This window comes from Marisediminitalea sp., from assembly GCF_984433645.1.
In genome coordinates, this window is record NZ_CFIDRX010000053.1 from 1 (window position 1) to 24,410 (window position 24,410).

21 protein-coding genes are annotated in these 24,410 nt (G+C 48.0%); 6 read left to right on the top strand and 15 right to left on the bottom strand.

The features are described from left to right. Positions 1 to 273: 273 nt before the first annotated feature. From AC4MRN_RS08855 to AC4MRN_RS08865, 3 genes are read right to left on the bottom strand one after another with little or no spacing between them, the layout of a single operon-like run. Positions 274 to 462, bottom strand: coding sequence for a hypothetical protein (locus AC4MRN_RS08855; protein WP_073316828.1), 189 nt, complete (start codon positions 460 to 462; stop codon positions 274 to 276). A gap of 11 nt (positions 463 to 473) precedes the next feature. Further along, positions 474 to 674: a helix-turn-helix transcriptional regulator gene (locus AC4MRN_RS08860; RefSeq protein WP_073316830.1), complete on the bottom strand. Its 201-nt coding sequence runs from the start codon at positions 672 to 674 to the stop codon at positions 474 to 476. Beyond that, positions 671 to 1,087: a hypothetical protein gene (locus AC4MRN_RS08865; protein ID WP_491054667.1), complete on the bottom strand. Its 417-nt coding sequence runs from the start codon at positions 1,085 to 1,087 to the stop codon at positions 671 to 673. The genes AC4MRN_RS08860 and AC4MRN_RS08865 overlap by 4 nt, the downstream gene beginning before the upstream one ends. A gap of 604 nt (positions 1,088 to 1,691) precedes the next feature. Between AC4MRN_RS08865 and AC4MRN_RS08870 the strand changes: the two genes are divergently transcribed. Further along, positions 1,692 to 2,183 (top strand): DUF2059 domain-containing protein, encoded by a 492-nt coding sequence (locus AC4MRN_RS08870; RefSeq protein ID WP_491203069.1) that lies wholly within the window; start codon positions 1,692 to 1,694, stop codon positions 2,181 to 2,183. Positions 2,184 to 2,438: 255 nt separating this feature from the next. On the opposite strand, the gene AC4MRN_RS08875 is transcribed toward AC4MRN_RS08870, so the two are convergent. The 6 genes from AC4MRN_RS08875 to AC4MRN_RS08900 form a co-directional block, all read right to left on the bottom strand. After that, entirely contained in the window at positions 2,439 to 2,624 is a 186-nt protein-coding gene (locus AC4MRN_RS08875; protein ID WP_073316838.1) for a hypothetical protein, read from the bottom strand. Between the two features lie 139 nt (positions 2,625 to 2,763). Further along, a complete protein-coding gene (locus AC4MRN_RS08880) occupies positions 2,764 to 3,333 on the bottom strand; it encodes a hypothetical protein (RefSeq protein WP_491203070.1) in 570 nt (189 codons plus the stop codon). Next, complete coding sequence (locus AC4MRN_RS08885) at positions 3,326 to 3,814, bottom strand: RNA polymerase sigma factor (RefSeq protein ID WP_491203071.1); 489 nt, start codon at positions 3,812 to 3,814, stop codon at positions 3,326 to 3,328. Before AC4MRN_RS08885 ends, AC4MRN_RS08880 begins: the two co-directional genes overlap by 8 nt. An 8-nt stretch (positions 3,815 to 3,822) precedes the next feature. Continuing rightward, the gene (locus AC4MRN_RS08890) at positions 3,823 to 4,587 is read right to left on the bottom strand and encodes a hypothetical protein (protein ID WP_491203072.1); all 765 of its coding nucleotides are present in this window, start codon (positions 4,585 to 4,587) and stop codon (positions 3,823 to 3,825) included. 151 nt (positions 4,588 to 4,738) lie between these two features. Then, entirely contained in the window at positions 4,739 to 5,980 is a 1,242-nt protein-coding gene (locus AC4MRN_RS08895) for a dipeptidase (protein ID WP_491203073.1), read from the bottom strand. Position 5,981: 1 nt separating this feature from the next. Continuing rightward, positions 5,982 to 8,324, bottom strand: coding sequence for a TonB-dependent receptor (locus tag AC4MRN_RS08900; protein ID WP_491203074.1), 2,343 nt, complete (start codon positions 8,322 to 8,324; stop codon positions 5,982 to 5,984). 402 nt (positions 8,325 to 8,726) lie between these two features. Here AC4MRN_RS08900 and AC4MRN_RS08905 point away from each other — a divergent pair, with 402 nt between their 5' ends. The 5 genes from AC4MRN_RS08905 (at position 8,727) to nhaC (ending at position 15,114) form a co-directional block, all read left to right on the top strand. Beyond that, entirely contained in the window at positions 8,727 to 9,149 is a 423-nt protein-coding gene (locus AC4MRN_RS08905) for a hypothetical protein (protein ID WP_491203075.1), read from the top strand. A 24-nt stretch (positions 9,150 to 9,173) separates the two neighbouring features. Beyond that, positions 9,174 to 10,364 (top strand): aminotransferase class I/II-fold pyridoxal phosphate-dependent enzyme, encoded by a 1,191-nt coding sequence (locus AC4MRN_RS08910; protein WP_073316850.1) that lies wholly within the window; start codon positions 9,174 to 9,176, stop codon positions 10,362 to 10,364. Positions 10,365 to 10,436: 72 nt separating this feature from the next. Next, on the top strand, positions 10,437 to 12,299 hold the full coding sequence (locus AC4MRN_RS08915) for a DUF885 domain-containing protein (protein WP_491203076.1): 1,863 nt from the start codon (positions 10,437 to 10,439) through the stop codon (positions 12,297 to 12,299). Between the two features lie 198 nt (positions 12,300 to 12,497). Continuing rightward, positions 12,498 to 13,676 (top strand): trans-sulfuration enzyme family protein, encoded by a 1,179-nt coding sequence (locus AC4MRN_RS08920; RefSeq protein ID WP_491203077.1) that lies wholly within the window; start codon positions 12,498 to 12,500, stop codon positions 13,674 to 13,676. After that, positions 13,666 to 15,114, top strand: a complete 1,449-nt coding sequence (gene nhaC / locus AC4MRN_RS08925; RefSeq protein WP_491203078.1) for a Na+/H+ antiporter NhaC — start codon at positions 13,666 to 13,668, stop codon at positions 15,112 to 15,114. Before AC4MRN_RS08920 ends, nhaC begins: the two co-directional genes overlap by 11 nt. On the opposite strand, the gene AC4MRN_RS08930 is transcribed toward nhaC, so the two are convergent. The 6 genes from AC4MRN_RS08930 to AC4MRN_RS08955 form a co-directional block, all read right to left on the bottom strand. Then, entirely contained in the window at positions 15,091 to 16,449 is a 1,359-nt protein-coding gene (locus tag AC4MRN_RS08930) for an alginate export family protein (protein ID WP_491203079.1), read from the bottom strand. The genes nhaC and AC4MRN_RS08930 overlap by 24 nt on opposite strands. A 53-nt stretch (positions 16,450 to 16,502) precedes the next feature. Further along, positions 16,503 to 18,146 (bottom strand): methyl-accepting chemotaxis protein, encoded by a 1,644-nt coding sequence (locus tag AC4MRN_RS08935; RefSeq protein ID WP_491203080.1) that lies wholly within the window; start codon positions 18,144 to 18,146, stop codon positions 16,503 to 16,505. Positions 18,147 to 18,304: 158 nt separating this feature from the next. Beyond that, positions 18,305 to 19,675 (bottom strand): cytochrome c oxidase accessory protein CcoG, encoded by a 1,371-nt coding sequence (gene ccoG, locus AC4MRN_RS08940; protein WP_491203081.1) that lies wholly within the window; start codon positions 19,673 to 19,675, stop codon positions 18,305 to 18,307. Positions 19,676 to 19,775: 100 nt separating this feature from the next. After that, entirely contained in the window at positions 19,776 to 21,185 is a 1,410-nt protein-coding gene (locus tag AC4MRN_RS08945; protein WP_073316865.1) for an aminotransferase-like domain-containing protein, read from the bottom strand. A gap of 55 nt (positions 21,186 to 21,240) precedes the next feature. Then, positions 21,241 to 23,484: a FlgO family outer membrane protein gene (locus AC4MRN_RS08950; RefSeq protein WP_491203082.1), complete on the bottom strand. Its 2,244-nt coding sequence runs from the start codon at positions 23,482 to 23,484 to the stop codon at positions 21,241 to 21,243. 148 nt (positions 23,485 to 23,632) lie between these two features. Continuing rightward, positions 23,633 to 24,061 carry a hypothetical protein gene (locus AC4MRN_RS08955; protein WP_073316870.1) on the bottom strand — a complete coding sequence of 143 codons (429 nt, stop codon included), beginning with the start codon at positions 24,059 to 24,061 and terminating at the stop codon, positions 23,633 to 23,635. Positions 24,062 to 24,410 lie beyond the last annotated feature (349 nt).

Consider the following 24,410-nt stretch of genomic DNA (forward strand, 5'->3'; position numbering starts at 1 on the left):
TCATTTGTCGACACTGCTCAGGCTCCGCTTGCATTGCAAGGTTTACATGGCTTCGGGCCCGTTTTGATTCTGGGAATTTGTCCTGCAACGATAACGTAGGCGCAAATTTGTATCAGTACCAACGTGCTGGCATTTTCATGCTCACCAACTAAAAATGCAGAAAGCAACATGGTAAATGCAAAGGTTAAAGCAACAAGCAAATGCGAACTACATTTCAATTTAGTCAGAATATTCATCGTTAATCCTCCGTTGTTTTCGCTATTTCAAACCTGCTTAACAGCAGTGTTTGCGTTGTGCTTTAACACGCTGAAATACCGCGAAGTAAATCCCCAGCAACACCGAGATGAGTACTCCTGCATTTTCATGGTCACCCACAAAATAGCTGATAGCCAGTATACTGAGTGCAAAAATAACGGCACTAAATAACTCGGGGTTGGTGTATAAGCTTTTTAAATAATTCATAGTCAGTTCCTTCAGGTTGTTTCTTCATCTTGAAAAATATCTTCGATAGCCAATTCAAATAATCTGGCAGCCTTGAACGCTAGCGGCAAACTCGGGTCGAACTTGCCCTTCTCAATGGCGTTGATAGTTTGCCTGGATACATCCAATCGTTCAGCCAGATCCGCCTGTGTCCAGTCGCGCTCTGCACGCAATACTTTTAACCGGTTTTTCATTGGTACTTCCTTACTCCAATCGCCAAACCAATCAGGTAACTCAATGACATGATCACCGCCAAGTGGGAGATTTCAGCGCGAAATGGAATAACACCTGTCGAGTCCAGCGCGGAATAGGCAAAGCCAAGTACCATACCTACCCCCAAAGACAGTCCCATGGCTTCTAACTGCATTTTTCGCTGCAATTCGTCCAGACCAAGTAAGTGCTGCTTGTTGGCCCAAATCATAAAACCACCCAACACTACGTTAATTCCCACAACCGCAGCGGTGAGGGCCTGATTACCATCCCACAGGTATTTATGCCCGAAAAACACCGCCGCCAGACTCACGAGCCAGGCTGCTGTCCACATACCTAACCGGCGTACATTTCTGGTGTTACGTTGTTGCCAGGACATGCCTGTATCGTTACTCATATCTTCAAAACCTTACAAAAAGTAAAACGAACTTTACATATAGTAATCAAAGAAAGACAAAAGTAAAGCTTACTTGTCATAAAAAGTGTATTTTTTGAGCTATATCGCTGAGGGGAAAGCTAATTTTTATTTAGCAAACGACGAATGTTATGTGAATTAAAATATCTAGCCATTCCTTTGTTTTCATATTCACCACATCTGACTACCTTTCACGTCATCCCTGAATCGCGTTGCGATATCAGAGGAACAGGAATAGAGCACAGGAAAAAAAATAGCATGCTGGTGCAAGGTACAGTCATTAATGGTATGCACGAAATACTGATAATTTGGCGATCCAACGTAATACGAAGCACCGTTGTTTTTACGCCTTAGTTCTTAAGTCGCGCTACCATTCTTTAAAATAGTGATATTAGCTAAATCAGTATTTACCCAACAGTGAGTTTTAGCATAGTATCGCCCCAAAATCAGAATAGGTTCTAGCTACCCCAATGCTATTGACGTAAACATTGCTTTGGTAGTTACTGATACCTTAAGATTTTTGTATGAATCGTGATTCACGATATCTTTCGACGAAAAATATATCTTTAAATCAAAAGGATCTTTGATGAAATATCTTTTAGCTGTATTTGCGCTGTTTAGCGCGCTCACGTTCGCGGATGAAGATAGCCTGAAAAAGGCCGCTTATGTATCTGAGATATTGGGTGGAGATGACATTAAAAAACTAATAGTGCATCAAATAAAACAACAAACAGGGAAGTTAGTTGAACAACGTTTGAAGATTGCGTCAGAAGAAAGGCAACTTCTTGACGAATACTTGTCTAAACTGGAAAGCGAGCTTGTTGAAAAGCTCAACGAACCGTCTCTCGAGCAACAACTGGGGCAGGTTTATCTGAACTATTACAGTGAAGAGGAACTCGACCAAATTATCGCATTTTACCAATCTCCCCTTGGTCAGAAAATGCGTTCACAATCATCTGCACTTACAAGGGACGTAAAACGAACCATCTCAAAGAAAACCGAGGAACTCAAACCCAAATTGCGTCTTATGACTTCGGAATTAAAAGCCAAAGTAGAGGGTTGGCGTTCAGTACCATAAGTACCTGCATTAATTTTTAAGCCCGCAGTGAACATAGCTATCAGCGAAGATTGCGGTGGATTTATCACATTGCGGGAGTCTCAGAATAATTTACCAGCAAGTGAGCATAAATTAATGACGGGTTGTTAATTCGAGCGAAACAACATTAAAAATGGCGCGTTGCGACATTGAGCCTGCCAAATACAGACCCATTGACCACTCCAACCAATCCAGATTTGCAGAGGACCGGTCTATCAATACCAGGATGTCTGCCGCTTAGTGCAACTCTACTTTCAACTTCGCCAGATTTTGAGTTTCTTTTGACGGTGGCAGGGCTTTGGCTTCTTCCACCATGACGGCCATTGAGTCCAGTACATCCAGAAAGTCTCTGAGTTGTTCCGGGTTCATTTGTGCTGACAGTGATTCGATTTTGGCAATTAAACTTTTGGTAGGTAGTCTCATGAGCGTCAATTTTTTGTGGTTTGAAAGTCATATCCAAATCACACTCAAATACCTTGCCAAGTTTTTAATAGCGAGAACAGAGGCAGCTTTACCCTGCAAAAAGCTTCACCGCCACTAACGCCGACGACCCTGGGCTTACTCACTCTTCTGAGGGTGAATAAAGCGCTTCGATCGTCTTTAACTGTTCAGGTAGCTGACGCTTTACCATGCTATATCTCACCCAGGTGACAACAACTATCGCCAACTGAACGACGGGCAATACAAACCACATTGATTGCTCGTCCCCGCCGAGCCAGAACCAGGCACAGACGCCGGAAAGCAGACTCCAAAGCACGGTAATCCCGACTGCAGAGACTCGCCAATAAGTGACTTTATTAATTAGTTGACGCTTTTTCTCTGCCAACAATACAGATACAGATTGCGTATCTGCTACACTTTTCTGCTTTCTTAGCAGGAAAGACCATAGCGAAAAAGCAAAGGGCACAGGAACGACAGCTCCCAATAACATGCCAGAAAGCGCACTATTGGTTAAAAAGATAGCGGTGTACAACACAAAAATACTAACCGCGATGCCCGAAATAAGATCAACCCAGGCTTTTCGTGTTTCTTTCTTATGGGTTGCTTTTAGGTCGTTGAGCAGTGCCGAGGTATCCACCTTGGGTGTTTGTTGCTGATACGCGGCCTGCCATTGTTCAAACTGATTATCCATTGTTATTGCTGCCCAATAGTTGTTCCAGTAACGCTCTTGCCCGCCCGGCGCGTTTAGTTACAGCCGCTTCAGAAGTACCCAGCACGCTGGCGATTTCGCTGTAGGTAAATCCCTCAAGTTGCATAGTAATAACCTGCCTGAGTGACAGTGATAAGCGGTTAATGGCCGACATTAAATCCCGACTCTTTTCCTGGTTGTCACTGTTTTGGCTAATTAACATGCCGTCAGACAATTCAACGCTGTCAGTCTGGTTACTGGCTTTTATTACGTAATCAACACAGCGGTTGTGGGCCACCTTTGCCACAAAGGTTTTTACGCTGGCATCGCCTCTAAACGAGGCACAGGCGCGCCATACCGCTAAGCTGATTTCCTGCAACAGATCCTGTTGCAGATGTTTGTCATTTTCGTATGAAGAGGCGATACGCGCCAGCATGGGCGCGTATTCTTTGACTACCTCGTCGCATTGAGCTTCGGTCAGCACATCTATCCTTAACTAGCTGAATTATTGTTATTTTTAGTTTGCGTATCTTCGCCAATCAGATAGTTAAAGGCAACCACATTCACACAGAACAGTAGCGGACCTACTAAGATGGCGCTCAGTACGAAGGTGTAAGGCACACTGAACATCAGCGCCATATTCAGCAGCATTAACAGCGACAGTGGTTTGATTGCACGAAAGGCCAGTTTAATACCTTCTACCGTAGCCGTTTTCAGTGACGCCTGTTTAATCAGTACATAAGCAGGGATAAAGCTCATCAGTAAACCCAGTGGTGCAGAGGCCATGAGTACACTCGCTACGTGAATACGGCTAAAGTTCGTCATATCCTGATACAACACCAGGTCCACACCCGGCGCACCAAACGCCAATGCACCGAAGACTACTTGTGAAGCAAAAGGTAACATCATTAACACGCCCAGCGCGGGTAAATATCGATAACCACTGTATTGCTTCAGACTGCGCAGGCTGAATTTGCCGTTTTGCAGTACATGCCAGGTCAACGGCCAAAGTAGTGTTATTAAGCCGGCCGATAACCATTTAGAGGCAAACATGCCGTAAGGCGCAGGCAATCCTTGTACGAGTCCGCCGATAATCATCAGCACCAGAGAAGTCAGCGTCAGGCTTATCGGTGCATTTCGATATACACGAGCACCTTGTGCCAGCCAGTCACCCAGCACAGCGAATGCCGAGTTGTCTTTGTTAGTTTGTTTAGCGGTTGTTACGTCGTTAGAAGTGGTGTTGGTTAGGGTTGTCATGAATCTCTCCTTTTAAGTCAGTTACCCCTATAGTCGAGAGGCACGACAAAACCCTGACATTTATTTTTAAATTTTTTCAACGCAATGAAAAAGGCACGCCAAATGACGTGCCATGCTTGCTATGTTTACGGAGATATACAAGCTAAAACTTCTACTCTTTTGCTGTTTCCTTCAGGCTATTTGCGTAGTCCTGGGCTTGCTGTAATAAGCGCAGGACATTGTTGCCCCATATATCGGCTAAATCTTCTTTGCTATAGCCTTCAGCCAGCAAACGCGCGGTAATTTTAGGCAGCGCAGCGACGTCCATCATGGTTTCGACACCACCACCACCGTCCCAGTCAGCGCCAACACCTGTGTGCTTAGGCCCCGCTACTTTCAGGATATGAAGGAAGTGCGCCATGTAGTCCTCAAAGGTGGCTTTCACCGCCGGGTGTTCCATTTCAATCTGTTTGCGCTGCGCTTTAAACGCCGCTATTTGCTCTGGCGTCATATCAGACAGGCTGCCCATTTGCTTCATCAGCACACCAAAGGCTTTTCTGCGTTCGGGATCACTGGGCAGTTCAGTCAGGTAAGAGCTATATGCGTTTACATGAATAACACCGCCGCTAGCCACCAGCTTTTTCAGCAAGGCATCGTCCACGTTACGCGGATGGTCATACACTGCCTTAGTGCCGGAATGAGAAAGAATGACCGGCGTTTTCGACAGTTCAATCATGTCCTCCAGCAATGCATCAGAGGAATGAGAGCCATCCAGTATAATGCCAAGTTCATTGGCTTTTTTTACCAGGGCCTCTCCGAGCGGCGATAAACCGTCGAATTGAGGCCCATCCGGATCGGTGGAGCTGTCGCCAAACTGGTTATTTTTAAAATGGACCGGCCCAACCATTCGCAGTCCCATTTTATAAAACGTATCCAGTAAGCTTAAGTCTTCACCGAGCGGATAAGCATTCTCCATACTGACATAGACAATCTTCTTGCCGTCAGCCACAATTTTTTCTGCATCGTCTGGCTCAGTTGCCAGTGCAAAGGTATCCGGGTTAGCGGCAACCATGTTGTGTATAGCCATAGCACGCAGCAACGCGGTATCACGGGAAGACTTAAATCCGTCTTCGGTAACTGGCCCCTGCGGGGTATAGATAACCCAGAAGCCACCATCTAACCCGCCTTCATTCATGCGCGGTACATCTACCTGTGAAAAGTCACTGTCGTAAGTATGCTCATGCATGATGTCAAAACCAGGCTGCACCAGCAGCGCTGGAGTATCGAGGTGCGTATCCATGACTATCAGTTCTTCGTGCATGGCATGACTGGTGCGTTGATCGATAGCGGAGAATGCGGGGCTGCTTAACGCAGCCACCGCACCTGCACACACACTTATTGCAAACTTTTTCATATTAGAAATCCACCGTCAGCGTTGCCTGGAAAGTACGTGGACTTAACGGCCGGCCGAATGATGACCCGGTGAAACCAAACGACATCACCTGCTTGTCGAACACGTTGTCTACGTTAAAACGCAGGCGCATATTTTCAGGCATACCAAAGCTGTTGGGGCCACCAATATCCACATAAGCCTGAGCAACCAGGTAGCTCTTCAGCTCATAGGTTTCGTTAAAGTCGGTGTACCGGGTGTCTGTGTATTTAGCTGAGAAGTTAGCGACTAACCATTCTGTCGGTTCGTATGTCACGCCACCTGTCGCGAGCCATTCAGGGCTGTCTGGTAACTGACTTCCAGCGGGGTTGCTGCCAAAGCCGTCAACCAGTGTGGCTTTTTTGTAAGACACGTTGGCATTGAAATACAGCTCCCGGTCGAACATTTCAGGCTGGAATACACCGCTGAATTCAATACCGTAAGCCTTTGATGCACCTGCGTTTACATAGAATGTCTCTGGCTGCCCCGTGGCCGGGTTCAATACACTGCTCGCAATCAAGCGATTGTCGAAGCGAGTGTAAAATACCGCTACTGCACCGTTGTAGTTCTCGCTGTTTGTGCGGTAACCAAACTCAATGTTATCCGACTCTTCGCCTTTAGGCGCTTCAGCGGCGAAACCAATGGCGTTGTCAAAAATGTCGTCAGTCCCCGCAGGTAAGGCATAGTTTTGAGCAATTGAGGCGAATAGCTGGTCCGTGTCGTTTAAGCGGTACACCGCCCCCACCATTGGCAGAAAGTTATTGGTGTAGTCCGCTTCAACATGTTGCGGCCCGTAACCTTCTTCGCCATCAATTTCATAATCGTTGTAGTCGCGATAACCGTCCAGCGAGTAATCAATGGATAGCGACTTCATGCCGACTTCGAGCACTAAATCGTCGTCCAACAAGCTAATGGTATCTTTGAGATAGAGCTGCGTAGTATCGCGCACTGCCGTGTAATCACGACGGTAATAAACCACTTCGTCCCAAATCACATCGCCGTCGGCACTGCCGCCAGTTTTATTCAGTCGAGCCTGCGTGCGGTTGTAAGTATCCTGCTCTACCCAGCCACCAAATTCGACTTTGTGATCACCCATAAACCAGCTTACACCGGCTACCAGGCCTTCGCGTTCTCCGCCTACAGTAGACAAGCCGTATTGCACACCACGAGGGTGAACAACATCCAGTCCTGCAGCGGCCTGATCTTCATAGATCCCCAACGAGTTGGTGTAGCTGTCTGGTGATACCCCATAGCCGTCTTTGTCTTCAAAATAGGCTGTTGCGGTTAGCTGAATATCTTCCGACAGATAAGTACCAAAACCCAACGAGTAAAGCTTATCGTCGCGGATGTTGATGCGGTCTTCGTAGTAAGAAGTGCAGTTAGAGCCGGTAAAAACAGGGGTAAAATCACTGTCGTCAATGGTACCGTCGCCATTGAAGTCATAAACCCCCGGATCCGCGCTTACGCACCCTTCCGGAATAGACTCCTGGTAACCATAGTAATAATTGCTGGCAAAGGTCGAAGCCGGTGCTGAGGGTGAGTCATAATCAAAGAAGTCATTCGACACCATGGTGGCCTGAATGTAGCTGTCACCAAACTCATAAAGGGCTTTCGCTTCGATGTGTTCACGATCGATAGTGCCGGGGCCACGCCACAAATCGCTATCGGTTTTAGAACGGCTTACATAAGCGCGGAAGCCGTCAATATCACCGGTCTCCAGTTTTACAAATGTACGCTGTAGGTCAAAGTCGCCCACCGTGACCGCCACCATACCGCCCATTTCTTCTGATGGTCTTACGGTATTGTAGGAGGCTATCGGACCAAGTGACGAATAGCTGGAAGCCGAAACATCGCCCGCACCGGGAGACGCAACAACAGAGCCCAGGTTTTCATTGTCTACGTAGCGGAAAATAGGGCTACCACCAAACGCATCGGAACGGCCCATCGGGATACCATCCAGCACAAAGCCCATTTGGCTTAACTGAAAAGCACGTACCTGTACGGAGTTACCAAATTCATAAAGCCCCAACGCACCATCCGTTTGTACGTTAAAGCCAGGGAGACTTTCCAGCATTTTAAGGCCGGAGATACCGGAAGGCGCAGACAGCAACTCTTCCCGGGTAACAGCAATGGTATTGGTCGCTTCATCAGTACCAATAGCAATATCGGTTTGCGACACGCGTCGCCCCACTACCACGATTTTTTCTTCAGTAGCAGAGGCTTCAGTATCGGCGGCTTGCGCATTTGCCTGCGCAGAAAATAACAGTTGGCCTATTACGCCAGCCAATACAGTTAAGGAAAACGATTTGTTTTTTACTTGCTTCATCATAATTTATTCAGGTCTCAGTCTAATTCCGGGGAGAACCCTTTTTGTTGTATCCCGCGACTTCCATGGGCGGTGATGACAAACAAGAGTCAAGGTCCGTACCAACCATTTACAGCACCCCGAAATTTGGGACGAATAAACTATTCACGACGGCAGCCTGCAAATTTAATATCGTATACTTTCTATAAAATACAAAAAGTTTACATTCTGTTTTCAATGAGATTTTCCACTTCGCACAGGGTTGGTGAGCAAAATTCAGCCAATGCACCAACACAAACCAAACTTCACCCGTCTCGGGTTTGTTGACCTTTGGTGCATTCAAAATTAACAAGAATGCTTTGCGAACCCACGCCGTTTGCTCGTATAGTGGATATCGAACACAACACCTTCTGAGGACCGATAACAATGACAACAATGACGAAAGGTACCAAGATATTTGCCTGGGTAATGGTGGTATGGAATGCAATGGGTGTACTGGCATTCGTTAGCCAGTTACTTATGACTCCGGAAATGATTGCTCAATTACCCGAAGCCCAGCAGGAAGCCTATAAAAACATCCCAACCTGGTCGATGGTGGCTTATGCACTGGCCGTATTCGGAGGCTTGTTAGGCAGCTTGATGCTGGCGCTTGGCAAAAAGCTGGCGTTTCCGTTACTGGTTGTTTCGCTGGCCGGTGTACTGGTACAGCAATTTTATAAGTTTGTTATTATCGATTCGATAGCCCTGCTTGGGCCAAGTGTTGTGATCCTGCCTGCTGTGGTAGTGATCATATCCATTCTTCTGGTGGTAGTGAGCCAGCGCGGCGTGAAAGCAGGCTGGTTACAGTAACCCCCCATTTTTGAGTAGTTCAACATGCAATATTCCGACAGGGCGAATGCCATCGCCCCGTTTTTCGCTATGGCCTTTGGAGAAAAGGCCACCGCATTAGAAAATCAAGGCCACAACGTTATTCGACTGAACATTGGTGAACCCGACTTTGGGGCGCCGCCTGCGGTTCAGCAAGCTATGCAACAAGCTGTTGCTGAAAACCAACTACCTTACACAGGCGCGTTGGGCGACATGCGACTTCGCGAGGCCATAGCCGGCTTTTATCAAACTCAGCACAATATCAGCATCAACCCAAACCGGGTTATTGTTACGGCAGGCGCTTCTGCCGCTTTGTTACTGACCTGTGCGGCCCTGGTCAACCCCGGTGATGAAGTGTTAATGGGCGACCCGTCTTACCCCTGTAACCGTCAGTTTGTAAAAACCTTCGGCGGCAAGGTTAATCTGGTAGCCACTGACGCAAGCAGCCAGTTTCAGTTAAACAATGAACTGGTATCGACGCATTGGAACGCCAACACCAAGGCCCTCATGATCGCCACACCTTCCAATCCGACCGGCACGGCCGTAACACTGGATGAGCTGGACAAGATGTGTGCTTTTGCAAGGGAACAGCAGGCCTGGCGCATAATCGACGAAATCTATCTGGATTTGAGTGACCACACGCCGGGGCCGGCACGCAGCGTTCTTGCTGTAGATGATGGCGCTATTGTTATCAATAGTTTCTCAAAATTTTTCGGCATGACTGGCTGGCGACTGGGTTGGATGATTGTGCCGGATGACATGGTACCGGTGATCGAACGGCTAGCACAAAACCTGTATATCTGCCCGTCTACACCTGCGCAACTTGCCGCGCTCGCCTGCTTTACGCCTGATACGCTGGCGCTGTGTGAAGAAAGGCGACTCTCATTACTCACCCGCCGCAACATCGTTCTTAACGGGCTTAAAAAAGCCGGATTGACCGTGCCCGTAGCGCCTTCCGGCGCCTTCTACGTTTATATAGATGTTGCCAGTACGGGGTTGTCGTCAATGGCGTTTTGTGAACAATTGCTCAGCGACACCGGTGTTGCGCTCACACCGGGTAATGACTTTGGCGATAAAGATGCAGATCGTTACGTTCGGCTGTCTTATGCCACGTCTGAACAAAACCTGCACGAGGGGCTAGCGCGAATCCAGTCGTTCACTGCGTCTCTGTCTCAAGACACAACAGGTAACATTTAAAATTTGATTCAAAATGCGCCTCGCGGTTTACTGCTGCAAAAATAAAAAGCATTTATCCAGGGAACTATAACAATGAAACGACTCTTTATTTTAAGCACGCTGGCCCTTGCGCTGTCAGCTTGTTCGGAGGCCCCCACGCCCAATGCGGAAACAACCGCCAGAACTGCTATCGAGCACCCGCAGCAAAGTGAGTCTGAACGCCTCAACGCCTGGTTTGATGCAAAATACGAAGAGCAACTGCAGTTTTCGCCGCTCATGATGACTCGCCTGGGTCGCAAGGACTTATACGACCAAATCGACGACATGTCTGAGCAAGCTCAGGAAAAACGCCTTGCATGGCGTGCTGCCACCGTTGAAGAGCTAAAAAACAACTTCGATTATGACAAGCTGGATGAGTCAGCTAAGATTTCTTACGATCTGTGGATGTATCAGTACGAAGTAGCCAAAGTGATGCAGCCATTCAGCCGCCGCGGTTACGTACTGACGCAGATGAACGGCGCACAATCCATGTTGCCTACCATGCTGATCAACTACCACAAAGTGGAAGAAAGCAGTGATATGGACGCCTACATCTCTCGCCTGAAAGGCGTCGCCAGAGCCGTTGAGCAGCTTACCACCCAGGCAGCAATCAATGCTGACGAAGGGGTAAAAGCGCCCTACTTTGCTTATGAAGGGGTTATCAGCCAAAGTGAGAAAGTCATTTCAGGGCAGCCATTTGATGAAAAGAGCGACACTGATTCTGCCTTATTCGCTGACGCAAAGAAGAAAATTGCAGCGCTGCAAGAAAGTGGCGAGATTGACGAAGAACAGGCTACCGCTTATATCGAGCAGGCAAAACAAGCGCTGTTAGACAACGTATTGCCTGCTTATGGAAAATTAGTAACCTGGTTTAAAAGCGACTTACTTAACATCCCACGCGATGCAAAGGGTGCGTCATCGCTGCCAGATGGCGACGCCTATTACAATGCCATGTTGTTTATGCGTACGACCACTGATTTGACGGCTGATGAGATCCACAATATTGGTCTGAGCGAAGTGGACCGCTTGCTGGCAGAAATGGAAAAAGTGAAAAACGAAGTCGGCTTCGACGGCACGCTGAATGAGTTCTTCTCTTATATTAAGTCTGACGTCACTGACGAACGTTTTTACTATCCGAATACTGACGAGGGTCGCCAGGGTTATATCGACGACACCACGGTTTACTTAGACAACATCAAAGCAAAATTACCAGAGTTCTTCGGCATTTTGCCAAAAGCAGATTTGGTAGTGAAACGCGTTGAGCCTTATCGCGAACAAGCCGGTGCGCCGCAGCATTACTTCCCGGGCTCGCCCGATGGCAGCACACCAGGCACCTATTATGCACACTTGCTGGACATGACATCGATGCCCAAGAACGAAATGGAAGCCATTGCGTATCACGAGGGCAATCCTGGTCACCATATGCAAATATCCATTGCTCAGGAACTGGAAGGCGTACCCAAATTCCGCACCACTTCGTTCTTTAATAGCTACGTAGAAGGCTGGGCGCGCTATGCCGAAACGGTAGCAAAAGAGATGGGTGGCTATCAGAACCTTACCTCTGAATTTGGCCGTCTGGTGTCAGAAATGTGGCGTGCAATTCGTCTGGTGGTCGACACGGGCATTCACTCAAAGGGCTGGACCGAAGAACAAGCTATTCAGTATTTCCGCGATAACTCGCCGGTGTCTGAAGGGCAAATTCTGGCTGAAGTTCGCCGTTATTTTGTCTGGCCGGGTCAGGCAACGTCTTACAAAATCGGTATGCTGAAAATTCTTGAACTACGCGCCAAAGCCGAAGACGCACTGGGCGACAAATTTGATATCCGCGCCTTCCACGACGTTATTCTTGGCAATGGCGCAGTACCACTGAATATTCTGGAGCGCATGGTAGACGACTGGATCGCGTCGCAAAAATAAAAGCAACACTCAACGAGTACACAGGTCAGCAGACCTGGCTAATCATCATGCGGATTAGCGCAAAAGCCGATGTTACTTCACAGTTTCATCGGCTTTTTTACTCGATTTAGCCCATTCTATTTTTCAGCATTGCCATTCTCTCGGTGTTCGCGCTAAGGTGATAAAAAATAAACAAAATACACAACACGACGACAGACCATGAAATTATCCCCCCAGGATTTAGATATTTGCTGCGGCCATCTGAAAGACGAAACCGCCCAGGCTGCTTCAGCCAGCCAGCCCATTTCCACGCCAATTCACCAAACTTCACTGTTTTCCTTTGACCGCTTTGAAGACTTATCCCATGGATTAGCCAACGAGTTCACTACACCAGTGTACAGCCGGGGACGAAATCCCTCGATGACCAGCGTGGAACAAAAGCTGGCAGCACTGGAACAAGGTGAAGCCTGTAAGTTTTTTGCCTCAGGCATGGGTGCCATTAGCGCTGCAATCAGTGCGGTGGTCAGTCAGGGTGATCATATCCTGTTTGTGAATCAGGTCTACGGCCCTACCATACAGCTTGCTACGCAACTGGCGCGCTTCGGGGTGACATTTACCTCTATCACGTCGGGGAATTTAGCCGAGGCTGAACAGGCCATTCAACCCAACACCAAACTCATATGGTTTGAAAGTCCTGGTACCATGACGTTTACGCAGTTGGATATCAGAGCACTTGTTGCCATTGCACAAGCAAGAGGCATTCTGACCGGCATCGATAACACATGGGCCACACCGCTGCTTCAAAAGCCCATCACGATGGGGGTGGATATTGTGGCGCATTCACTCACCAAATACATTGGCGGCCACAGCGATGTAGTGGCAGGCGCCCTCATTACCCGTGAAGCGCTGCTTAAGGATATTTTCTTTAAAACGTTTTTGCTAAATGGCGCTGCCATCGGCCCCATGGATGCGTATTTAATTGAACGCGGACTGCGAACACTACCAGTAAGACTGGCTCAACACGAAGCCAATGGCCTGGCTGTAGCGCAGTTCCTACAAGAACAAAATACGGTAGAAACGGTGTTTCATCCGGCCCTTCAGCAAGATGCCTCCGTGCCAGAAGAACAACTACAGGGCTATACCGGTTTATTCAGTTTTAGCCTGAAGAAGAACGACTATGCAACCGTTGCAGCCGTACTCAATGCCCTAAAGCACTTCCGCATGGGTGTGAGCTGGGGCGGATTTGAAAGTCTGGCGATTTCTCCACAGCGGCCTGATAACGCAGAAGCGCTGAAGCACGCTGGACTGCCACAAGGCCTTATCCGTTTGTCTGTTGGGCTGGAGTCAGCAGGCACACTGATCAAAGATTTATCACAGGCACTTAATCATGCGAAGTAGCCATTCTGACATGCCTTTTGCTCTGGCCGTTCTGCCGCTGATCACGCTACTGGGCGTATTTTTAGGCGGCGCGCTATTTACCGAACTCGGCGGCACACTTGTGGTTGTGGCTATATTACTGGCGGCTATTGTCGCGGGTTTAATTGGCTATGCGCGAAGTGTGAATTGGCAGGCTATGGAAGCAGCGGCCGTGGAAAAGTTTGGCGATGTTTTCCCTGTCGTACTGATATTACTTTCCATCGGCGGATTAATTGGCAGTTGGATGTTAAGTGGCACAATCCCCATGTTTGTCTGGTTAGGCATTGCCCTAATCGACCCGCAGTTTCTCTATGTCTCGGCATTTTTGGCCGCGTCGGTAATGAGCCTGTTTACCGGCTCTTCATGGGCATCTGCAGGTACTATTGGCGTTGCCCTGATGGGACTGGCGAGCGTGATGGATGCCTCGTTACCGGTAACCGCTGGGGCGGTGATTTCAGGTGCCTGTTTTGGCGATAAGATGTCACCCCTTTCTGACTCAACGAATATCAGTGCCATTGCTGCACGGGCCGATCTCTATGCGCATATTCGGCATATGGTATACACCGCGCTGCCATCGTTTGTTATTGCGCTGGTAATATTTACGCTCATTCCTGCAGAATCCAGCAGTGCCACAAACAGTGCGCAGCAGTCTACGGAAGCAATGCGTCACTTAATTGAACAGGCGTTCTCACCGGCATGGTGGCAACTACTTCCCCCTTTGTTAATTATCACCGCCATCGTTAAAAAATGGCCGCCGGTAGTGGGCATTACGCTATCTACTCTACTGGCGCTAACTCTTGCTGTCAGCATACAACCCTTCTCACTGGCAAATTGCGTCAATGCGTATTTGCATGGGTTCTCTCTGGACATGTTGCCGGGCCAGTTACAGCACGACGCAGCAACGAACTCTGCGTTTGTAAAACTGGTAGTACGCGGCGGGCTTTATTCCATGGTGGGAACACTGGTTGTTATTATCGCAGCATTTTTGCTGGCCGGCGCGATGCAGGCAACGGGAGCATTAAATGTGATTATTCAGGGTATGTTAAAAGCCGTTAAGGGCACCTTTAGCTTGATTGCAAGTACCATGATTAGTGGCATCACGTTGCTTTCGCTTACCAGTCATGGCGGCGTAACCAGCCTGATTGTAGGTAACCTTTATCAGCGAGCCTACACGGAACGCAATCTGGCTAATGTGAATTTGTCACGCAGCATTGAAGACTCTGTGACCTTGATGGATCCGGTATTGCCCTGGACGGTGTCAGGGCTGTTTATGGCTACCACACTGGGTGTGGCAACCATAGAGTATTTACCCTGGGCCTTGTTTTGCCTGGGCGGCCCGGTGTTCTCATTGCTCTGGGCAGCACTTGCCCGGCGCAATGGATTTGGCATCCGGCGTTTAGAAACGATAGCGGAAACCTGAGTACACGTAGGCAGTGTCGCCCGGATAATCGCCTTGCTCCAACGCTTTACCTTTAAACATGTAGGCGCTGCCAAACTCAAGACGCAGAGGTTTGGTAATCTGGTGACGCCAGCGCATTTCAAGCTGGTTACCCAGGAAACTGTCACTGCCGTTAGGTGTTTTCTGATACCAGTAAGCGCGATAGTGCAGCAGCAAATTGTCTTTGCTGGTAAATTTGCTTACTACTTTAGCGCCAATGCCCACCAGGTTTCGTCGAGCAAATGAGCGATAAACTTCCGTTGGTCCAAAATCAAATCGTCTTACACCGTATAACCCGTCAAATGCTGAACTCTTGTTATCGCTGCTGTCGTTATCACCGCTAATAAGATCAACAACCGCACTTAACGACGTTTTGCTATCAATCATTTTGCCCACGGACGCATGCAGCAACCAGGCAAAATGGTCCAGGTCGTTTACGTCATCGCTGGCCGTCGTTTGGCGTTGAGTACCCGTTTGCAACGCCACTTCCACATCGGTAAGCCATTCACTCCCTTTCGGGCTGGTGTACTGCGTACTTACGGTAAATAAATCGCGGTTGCGCGTGTTCAGGCCCGGGCCATCATCTTCGTTAAACCAATAGGTTTGCACACGCCACATTTTGTCGTCAGATTCGGCGTAAACACCGTAAAAACGGCGCTCTGTATCCGACTTATCAAATGCTCGCTCGTTGTTGTCAACACTGGCGGCGTCAGAAGGTAATCTAGAGACCGGGAACAGATAGAAACCTCTTACCGACCAATCACTCCAATGCCAGTCGGTGACGATACCGTCGAATGAATTCAGCGCGTTTCGGAAATAGCCACTGCCCAACAGACGGCGACTACCGTGATCCAGTACAAACCGGCCTACGCTGATCTTTTTCATATACAGCCCGTCGGTGTTACCTTTGGTATCGCCGAGCCAGCCAATCTGAAATTGCACAGGCTCAAAGGTGTTTACCTGTGAGCGACCTAAAGTCGGATCATCGTTATCGAGGTAAACCCGAGAGTCAGCAAACGCGCCCACCAATTGAATATTCGACCAGGTAACACTGCCTTTTAGCTCGAACTTGGACGACAAACGCTGGTTGTGCTGGTGCACGGCCGAAGAGGTTGTGGGAAATAAGGGGTTAACCAGGTTTTCGAAGCGCAGGTTCCATTCACCGGACCACTCGTATTTGGGGCTCTCTGCCGCGCTTACCTGAGCGGTCCCTCCCAGTATTAACGATGCCAGCGCAATACCCGCCAGGCGTTTTACGCCGTTACGACGTGCACTGCACCCGGTAACCCGGCCGCGAAATGGGTTAATGTAATTCATAAAAAGTCCCCTGGAGAATTGTGTGCGTTCAAAGTAAAAGCGCGAGGCCTATATCAGGTCTTAAACCGGCCAATCTTCTGGTTAAGGCGCTGAACGGTGTCGTTCACACTGTCTGAGATTTTTCCGCTGCTTTCTACTGTTGATAGATTCTGTTGGCCTAACGAATGCAATGAAGAGACGTTAGCGTTGATTTCGCCCACGACCTGACGTTGTTCGTCAGATGCTGTCGCGATTTGATAAATGACTTCATTAGCCTGATCAACCGCCTGGCTCACCTGGTCAAATGCCGAGACTAACTGGCTTGATACGGCGACGACGGATTCTACTTCATTGGAACCCCGTTCGATAGCATTAACTGCATCATTCACACTGTGTTCTAATCGACCCAGCATTTCATTAATGTTTTCCGTGGATTGCTGCGTTCTGCTGGCCAGAGTTCGAACCTCATCGGCAACCACTGCAAAGCCGCGGCCCTGCTCACCAGCCCGAGCCGCTTCAATGGCAGCATTTAGCGCCAACAGGTTGGTTTGTTCTGCGATACCGCGAATAACATCCAGAACTGCAATGATATTCTGCGACTCTTTCGCCAGGCTGCTAATAACCCCTTTTGCATTAGTGATAGAGTCAGACAAATTGGTAACGTTTTTCACCGAGTCGCTCACCACTAATTTAGATGAAGTGCTCACTTCAGAGGCCACTTTCATATTCTCAGACGCTTGCTGGCTGTTACCTGCATTGTCATTCACGGCGTGGCTTAACTGATTCACTGCCGTTGCAATTTGGTTCAGATTTTCATTTTGCTGGTGAAACACATTGGTGACGGTTGAAGACGACTGCTTCAGTATTGCAGCGGCATCGTTCAGGCTGGTTGAGTCTTCTTGTACAAGCTGGATAAGCTGCTGCAGGTTTTGCATAAACACATTAAACGCCCGGGCAATGTCGGACAGCTCGTCCTTGCCTTTTTCATCCAGGCGACTTCGCAAGTCTCCATCGCCTTGGCTGATGTCACGCATCACCAGAATCAGTTTATCCAGTCGGTCGGTTATCAGACGAGGGCCGTACACAATAGAAACGACGCAGGTTAGCGCTGTAATAACAGCGGCAAACACTAAAATAGTCTGATACAAGGTGGCATCACTGCTCATATTGGACGTCAGCGCATCCGCTTTGTTTTTCACCGCCTCGCCCAGCGTATCGTAGTGACTGCGTAATTGGTCGAAACTCCCGGCCACCTCAGTGTCACGCAAGGCAACCGCCTGACCAATATCATTGGCCTGCACAAGTGCGATTAACTGTTTGGAGTGCGCGTACCAGGTATCAAAATCTGCTTTAAAAGAGGAAATCTGCCTTGATACAGCCGGGTCATTTTCAATCACAGGCTTTGCCTGATTCATGCGGTCGAGCGCTTGCTTCGCATTCTCTTCAAAGTCGTCGATCTGGGCGCTAATATCTAACGATCCCTGGCTCGCAGTAACGATCATGTCTTGTAGAGCTGTGTAAGCCTGATACAAATCGCGATCAGCGTTGAGCGTTAAACTCACTGAGTTCATATAACGCGTGGAAATGTTTCTTGCCTCTGAGGTAAGGCTGGATAACGCGATCCAACTGATAACCGCCACCACCAGAAACAAGGTGGAGATAACAATAATTGGGAAGGAAAACTTCACCCGGACTTTGTATTGACTGAAATCAGTCATAGTGTCGACCCTTAGCTGCAGGCACGATTAGAATAGTGAAAGTGTTGCACAGAATTCTTTTTTTGCAATTTTTCTGGCATTTATTTCACTAAAAAACCGTATAGCTACATTTTTTGTCTAATTGGCTCATACAAAAAATAAGCCTCTAATTTATTTACTTATTTTTCCGCTGCGGGATAAATGAACACCACTTCACGCTCCACCGTCTGACCTGATTGGGTATTGGTTGTTGTTAGGTAAAAATGCTGCCGGTCGTTCGTGCCCGTATTTTTACCTGACAAGGTGATTACCGTTTCGCGTTTTTCCCCGGGTTCCACGGCTTCTATTGCGGTTTGCGATTGCTGGTCAATCTGTATCCCTGAGACGTCAACTCGGTAATCAGCCACCTGATTTGACTTATTCAACACACTTATACGAAACGTATTTTCAATTAAGCCAGAATAATGTTCCCGGTAGAGTTGCTGACGATCTCGAGCAACATTCACTTCAAAATCAACTCTGTTCGTTGCCCATACCACCATGCCAACAACCATTGCCATAATGGCGACACCGTAAAGGATTAGCGCCGCATTTACTGTTCTGCCTGGTTTCAGCGCAGCAAAGCTAATGAGATTACGGGCATACTGAAATTTGTCCATCACCTGATTACAGGCATCCACACACAACCCGCAATTTATACATTCATACTGTAAGCCGTTGCGAATATCGATACCCACCGGACAGACCTGCACGCATAAATTACAATCAACACAGTCACCTAACTCTCTGGGTTTGGCTATGCGCTTTCTTGGTCCACGGTGCTCTCCCCGCGCGACGTCATAGGTCACCAGTTTCGTTTGTGCATCAAACATAACTGACTGAAAGCGGGAATACGGACACATGTGCAAGCACATCTTCTCTCTGATCCACCCTGCGTTTATGTATGTGCAAGCCGCAAAAAACACAACCCAGCCGCTTATTAGCGCAGAGGCAGACCAGGTAAGTACATCTGAATAAAGCGCTTTAGCTGGATAAAAGTACGACATGAACACCATTGCGGTTAAGCCTGCAATCACTGCCCAGGCAAGATGCTTAGCACTTTTGAGGCCCGCTTTTTTCCAGCTCCAAGGCTGATTATCGAGTGCGCGGCTTTGATGATGGGTTCCCTCAATACGCCGCTCAACCCAATTAAATAGCAGTGTCCATACGGTTTGCGGGCAACTGAATCCACACCATACTCTGCCGTATTTTTTGGTCACATAAAACAACACAAACGCCGCGAGGGAAAACAGGAGAACAAACACCATTAGATCCTGTGGGTACAGTACCCAGGCAAAAAAGCGCAGGGTTTGAGCCCCAACATCGAACAGAATCGCTTGCTCTCCCTGCCAGGAAATCCACGGTAAACCTATAAAGAGTGCGACTAACAGGATATTCAGTGTTCGACGCAGGCGCTGATAGTAGCCCTGCTGCTCCCGAATGTAGATTTTGTCTTGTGCAACCGGCACTTTAAAAATAATCGCACTTTCATCCGGAAGATTAACGCTCACTTGCTATCCCACCCTTTCAATGATTGACGAGCGGATTTTAAGCGTTTGGCTCTACGCGAAAAGGTACAGATGCAATAAGAAAAACTAGAACAGATTCAACTCAAAACTGTGCTAAATATAATTGAATCCGAGTGGTGAGTTTTTCCAGAAGCTGTCGCCTGGCAGGCGTAAGTTCAAAAGAGGCATTTACGCGTAAACAGTGGCTGTATTCGCCGTTTAGTGAAAACAATTTTCCGGGTGCCAGGGTTATTCGCAGTTTCAAGGCCAGATGATAAATAGCCAGCGTATCTACCTGCGGTGCAAATTCGACCCACAGGAAATAGCCTCCAGGCACATGATGCACCGTGGCAAATGATGACCAGTGTGTTTTCAAATACTCAAACATATCGCATTTACGGCGCGCGAGTGTTCGACGCAACTGGTGCAGGTGCTTTTCGTAGTTTTTAGTTTCTAAATAATCCACCAAAGCAAGTTGCACGGGCACGCTGGTCGAGATAGTGCTTAGCAATTGCTGTTTTTGAATGGCTTTGGCATGTTGACCTGCTGCGATCCAGCCGATTCGAAATCCGGCTACCAACGACTTTGAAAACGACGAACACAACAAACTATTGCCATGTTGGCAGTAGTGCTTAAGCGGCAGCAGAGGTTGCTTTCCTGCATACAATTCCGCGTATACATCGTCTTCCACCAATGCTACCTGGTATTTGTCAAATAGCTCTGCCAAAGCCTGCTTGTCTTCTGTGGACAGGCTTACCCCTACCGGGTTTTGAAATGCCGACATTAACCAACAGGCCTTTACCGGCTTACTTTGCAGTGCGCGCTCTACAGCAGCCAGATTTAGACGCCTGTCTGGCGAAACTTCTACAGTAATAGCACGCAACCCCAGCCGCTCCAAGGCCTGCATTGCGCCATAAAAAGCAGGCGACTCAATGAGCACCCAATCGCCGGGTTGGGTTACCACCTGTAAGCTCAGGCTTAACGCTTCCAGCGCGCCCGCGGTGATGACGATTTCCTCTGGAGAAATATTTACCCCTCGCGCCGCATAACGCTGTGCAATCAGCTGACGCAATGCCTGATTACCCGGAGGAAGGTTATCCAGCGCACTGGTTACCGTAGTTTGCCTGGCTGCCGCAGAAAGCGACTTGGTCAGATGTTGTCGGGGGTAAAGGGATGGATCCGGGTAGGCGAAACCCAGACTGAACATATGCGGATCGCGGGACGCCTGCAGCACATCAAACACGAAATCATTCACACTGACAGATTCGGCAGACTGCATTACCCCGGTATTGCCGGTAGTCTCAATAGCATCAGCAACCCGATAGCCTGAACGTTCACGCGCGCAAAGCATGCCTTGGCTTTCCAGCAACTGATAGGCATGGAGCACAGTCATCAGGCTAAACCCGGTCATGGCCGATTGCTTTCTCAGAGACGGCAGCTTCTCACCAGGTTGCCAGACACCCTGCTTGATCTGTGTTGCCAGTTGTTCGGCAAGCTGCTCGTATTTGGCCATCGTGTTTCGTCATGTGAGAGAAGACCAACAGCATAACAGTTTTGATTCATAACTGTTACAACGCTAAATCGTCTTTTCGTACCGTTGCAACTCCGCCGCCCCATTGCTCGAAGGTATTATTCAGAAAATCTGTTGCGACGGTATTGAATTGAGGGTGCTGATTTACGCCGTAGTAAATCGGTGAAGTCCGTATAAACATCTCCATACCGATATGCCGTACATGTAACACTTTTAAAGAACGCTGAAACTCTCTGAAAGCCTCAGTTTCATCGCCCGATTCACGTAAGTAACTTACCAGCACACACATGATGTTCGGGTACCGTAATGCCTTGTCGTTACATTTAAGTTCTTCGATAGCCGGATAATCCGCCAATGAACGGGCGTACTCAGAATACCCCTGTCGTTTTTTTATGGCGGCATACATCAATACGGTATCGTTGGGTATGCTCATCAGTTGCTTAAACCGGAACACATCGACTTCACCATTCACTCCATAGAACTGCTCAAAAGACGATGCGTCACCATATTGTATATCCAGCATCATATTTATTTCGGCCACCACATTTCGCGACAAAGGCAACTCAGCGAGTAATGACAATACACGCGGTGACAAAACACCTTGCCGCTTTTTATGATACAGAAACATCAGCTGGTTTTTCATTTGAGGAGAAGGAGCAGTTCGTTCCGCCACGTGTTGCTGAAGATGCGCCAGTGCGTCTTCAACCCGGCCAGTAACCAGCAATAGCTTCACAATAAAATCTTCTGCAATGACACTGGGTGGTCCTTGATATTGCAATGCCGCCTCCAGCGCTTTGTGGGGATCGTGGTTGAAACTGTAGTGTTTTGTAACGGTGCCAATCAAATTCATCAGTCCCTCAGGTTCGACACGGGTAATTTGATTGAGCGTGTCCAGACTAAGTGTCTTCTCGCCAGCCATATACGCGGTTTCAGCCAGATTAAGCATGTTGACCGTATCCAGAGGGTTACGCCTGAGCAACGCAATGCGTTCATGCAAATAGTCAGAAATCGACCTGTCAGGCAGTAGGTAATTAATCGCAAAGTTTTGAATATAAGGGTCATGGGGCGCTTCAATATAGGCTTCGCGGATCTGCTGCTTAGACAGCTCTGGTTGATCGTTATCCCTTGCATATTGGGCGTTCACCAGCTTCTTCAAAGGAAAGTCCGGCGCAGCTTGCAGTTCAAAATATAAATGCGCCTGCTGCTCATTTATGCGCTTTGCAGAAAAACCACCATATGTCTTTGCCAGTTCAAACACAATGAAGCGTTGTGCATTGGCCATGTGAAATTCCGGGTCGAGCAGCGTAGCCTGACTAAGCAATGCTTCGGCTTGTTGAAGCGAACTCGAATTGCGTTGATAAGTCAGGGCCCGTCCATCAAGAAATAATTCGTAAGCTCTGGGATATGAAGTCATCCCCACCCTTTTCCCTCGATCCGAGCTCAGCAGGTTGATTTTCAGAGCATGGGTAATTGCCTCAGACAGATCATCCTGTAAGGCAAACAAATCCTGATATTCCCGCTCAAACCTATTAGCCCAGACACTGCGTCCATTACTGGTATCAATGAGCTTGGCGGACACTCTAACGCGAGAATGATCTCGCCTGATTGTCCCTTCCAACACATAATCTACATTGAGTTTTTCAGCGATATCCTGCGTGGCGTTCTGCTCGGTGTTGAAAGCAAACGACGATGTCCGTGACACAACCAGAATCTCTTCAATACGAGTCAGGTTATTAAGGACATCTTCAGCTATGCCTGCACCAAGAAACTGACTGTCAGGCGCCGGGCTTATATCCACGAAAGGCAGCACTGCAATTGACGGCCGAGGTTGAGGCTTATCTGCCATAAAAAATAACGCTACAAGCGCTATCAGAACAACACCCGCCAACAATGACAGTATTGCGAAGTGTCGATTTCTATGGTTTGGAGCAACAGGCTTGTCAGTCGGGAAAGCGGCTTCCAAACGAGTAGAGTCAATTTGATAACCACACTTGGGAATAGTCACTACGGCTTCAGCCGCATCAGAACTTAACGATTTCAGACACTTTCGTACGTCAGATATCGCTCTTGTCAGACTTTCATCTGCGCCGACTCGGTTGGGCCATAGTTTGTCTAATAAGTACTCTCTGGTTAGTACCTCTCCCTGTGCATCAATTAATGATACAAGTACAGACATGACCTTTGGCGTAACTTTTACTGTTTTATCGCGGCTCGATACGGTATTGGAAAGCGGGCAAATTGAGAGACTACCGAGCTGCAAAGCCTGTTTTGAATCGTCCATTTATTCGATTGACGTTTATTTTTTAGGCAAAATAATATGCAATCAATGGGCTAAATACAAAAATGATTGGCCTGGTTGTCATATTTAGTTATTCACAAAACAGAAACCGACAGAGAACTCTGCCGGTTTTCGCGACCTGCAAATACCTTTATTTGTGTTTGAAAGCCAGGTTATATTCAACATCGGTTACCAGCTCTGAGATCCGTTTTAGCATTTTCATTGCGTCGTCTTTGCTACCAACAATGTCGACCAAAGCTGACCGAAAAGCCTGTTGCTCCATAGTCTCTTCAAACGACAGCGTAATCGGCCCACGTGGGTTAGGAAAAATAATCGTAAGCTGGACGCCACCTGTCAACATGAAATAAACGGTGGGCACGGGAAGCTTTGCAGCTTTATATGCAGGTATCAGGTTATTCAGAATGATGTCTTTCACTTCTTCGTAATGCCCCGACTTCACTGAATAAGCGCTGACGTACACGTAATCTACATTTTCCCTGACTTTATCTGCCGCCTGAGCCGATGCACAAAAACACAGCCCAAAGATGATGACGAGCATTGCGTTAAATTTACCTTTCATGGTCTTTCCTTACTTTGATTTTGTTAAGGTTCACAGTCACTCACTACTAAAAATGACAGTGCAAAAGTAAAAAAGCCCGGCATGAAAATCCTCTCAAAAACCTGAAATATTCCTGAAATCTCTTGCCCATTTGCCTCGACGATCATTGCAAACGCAAATAACAATTATTATCATCAATAAAAATTCGGTGATGGAACTCCTATGAATAATACCCGCATACTCATAATCGAAGATGACGTAACACTCAGTAATCAGGTTTCCCGTTTGCTCACCGAAAAGGGCTTCCACACTTCGCAGTGTTTTGACGGTGAGAAGGGGTTGCTTACCGCCCTTCGCGAACGCTTTGATT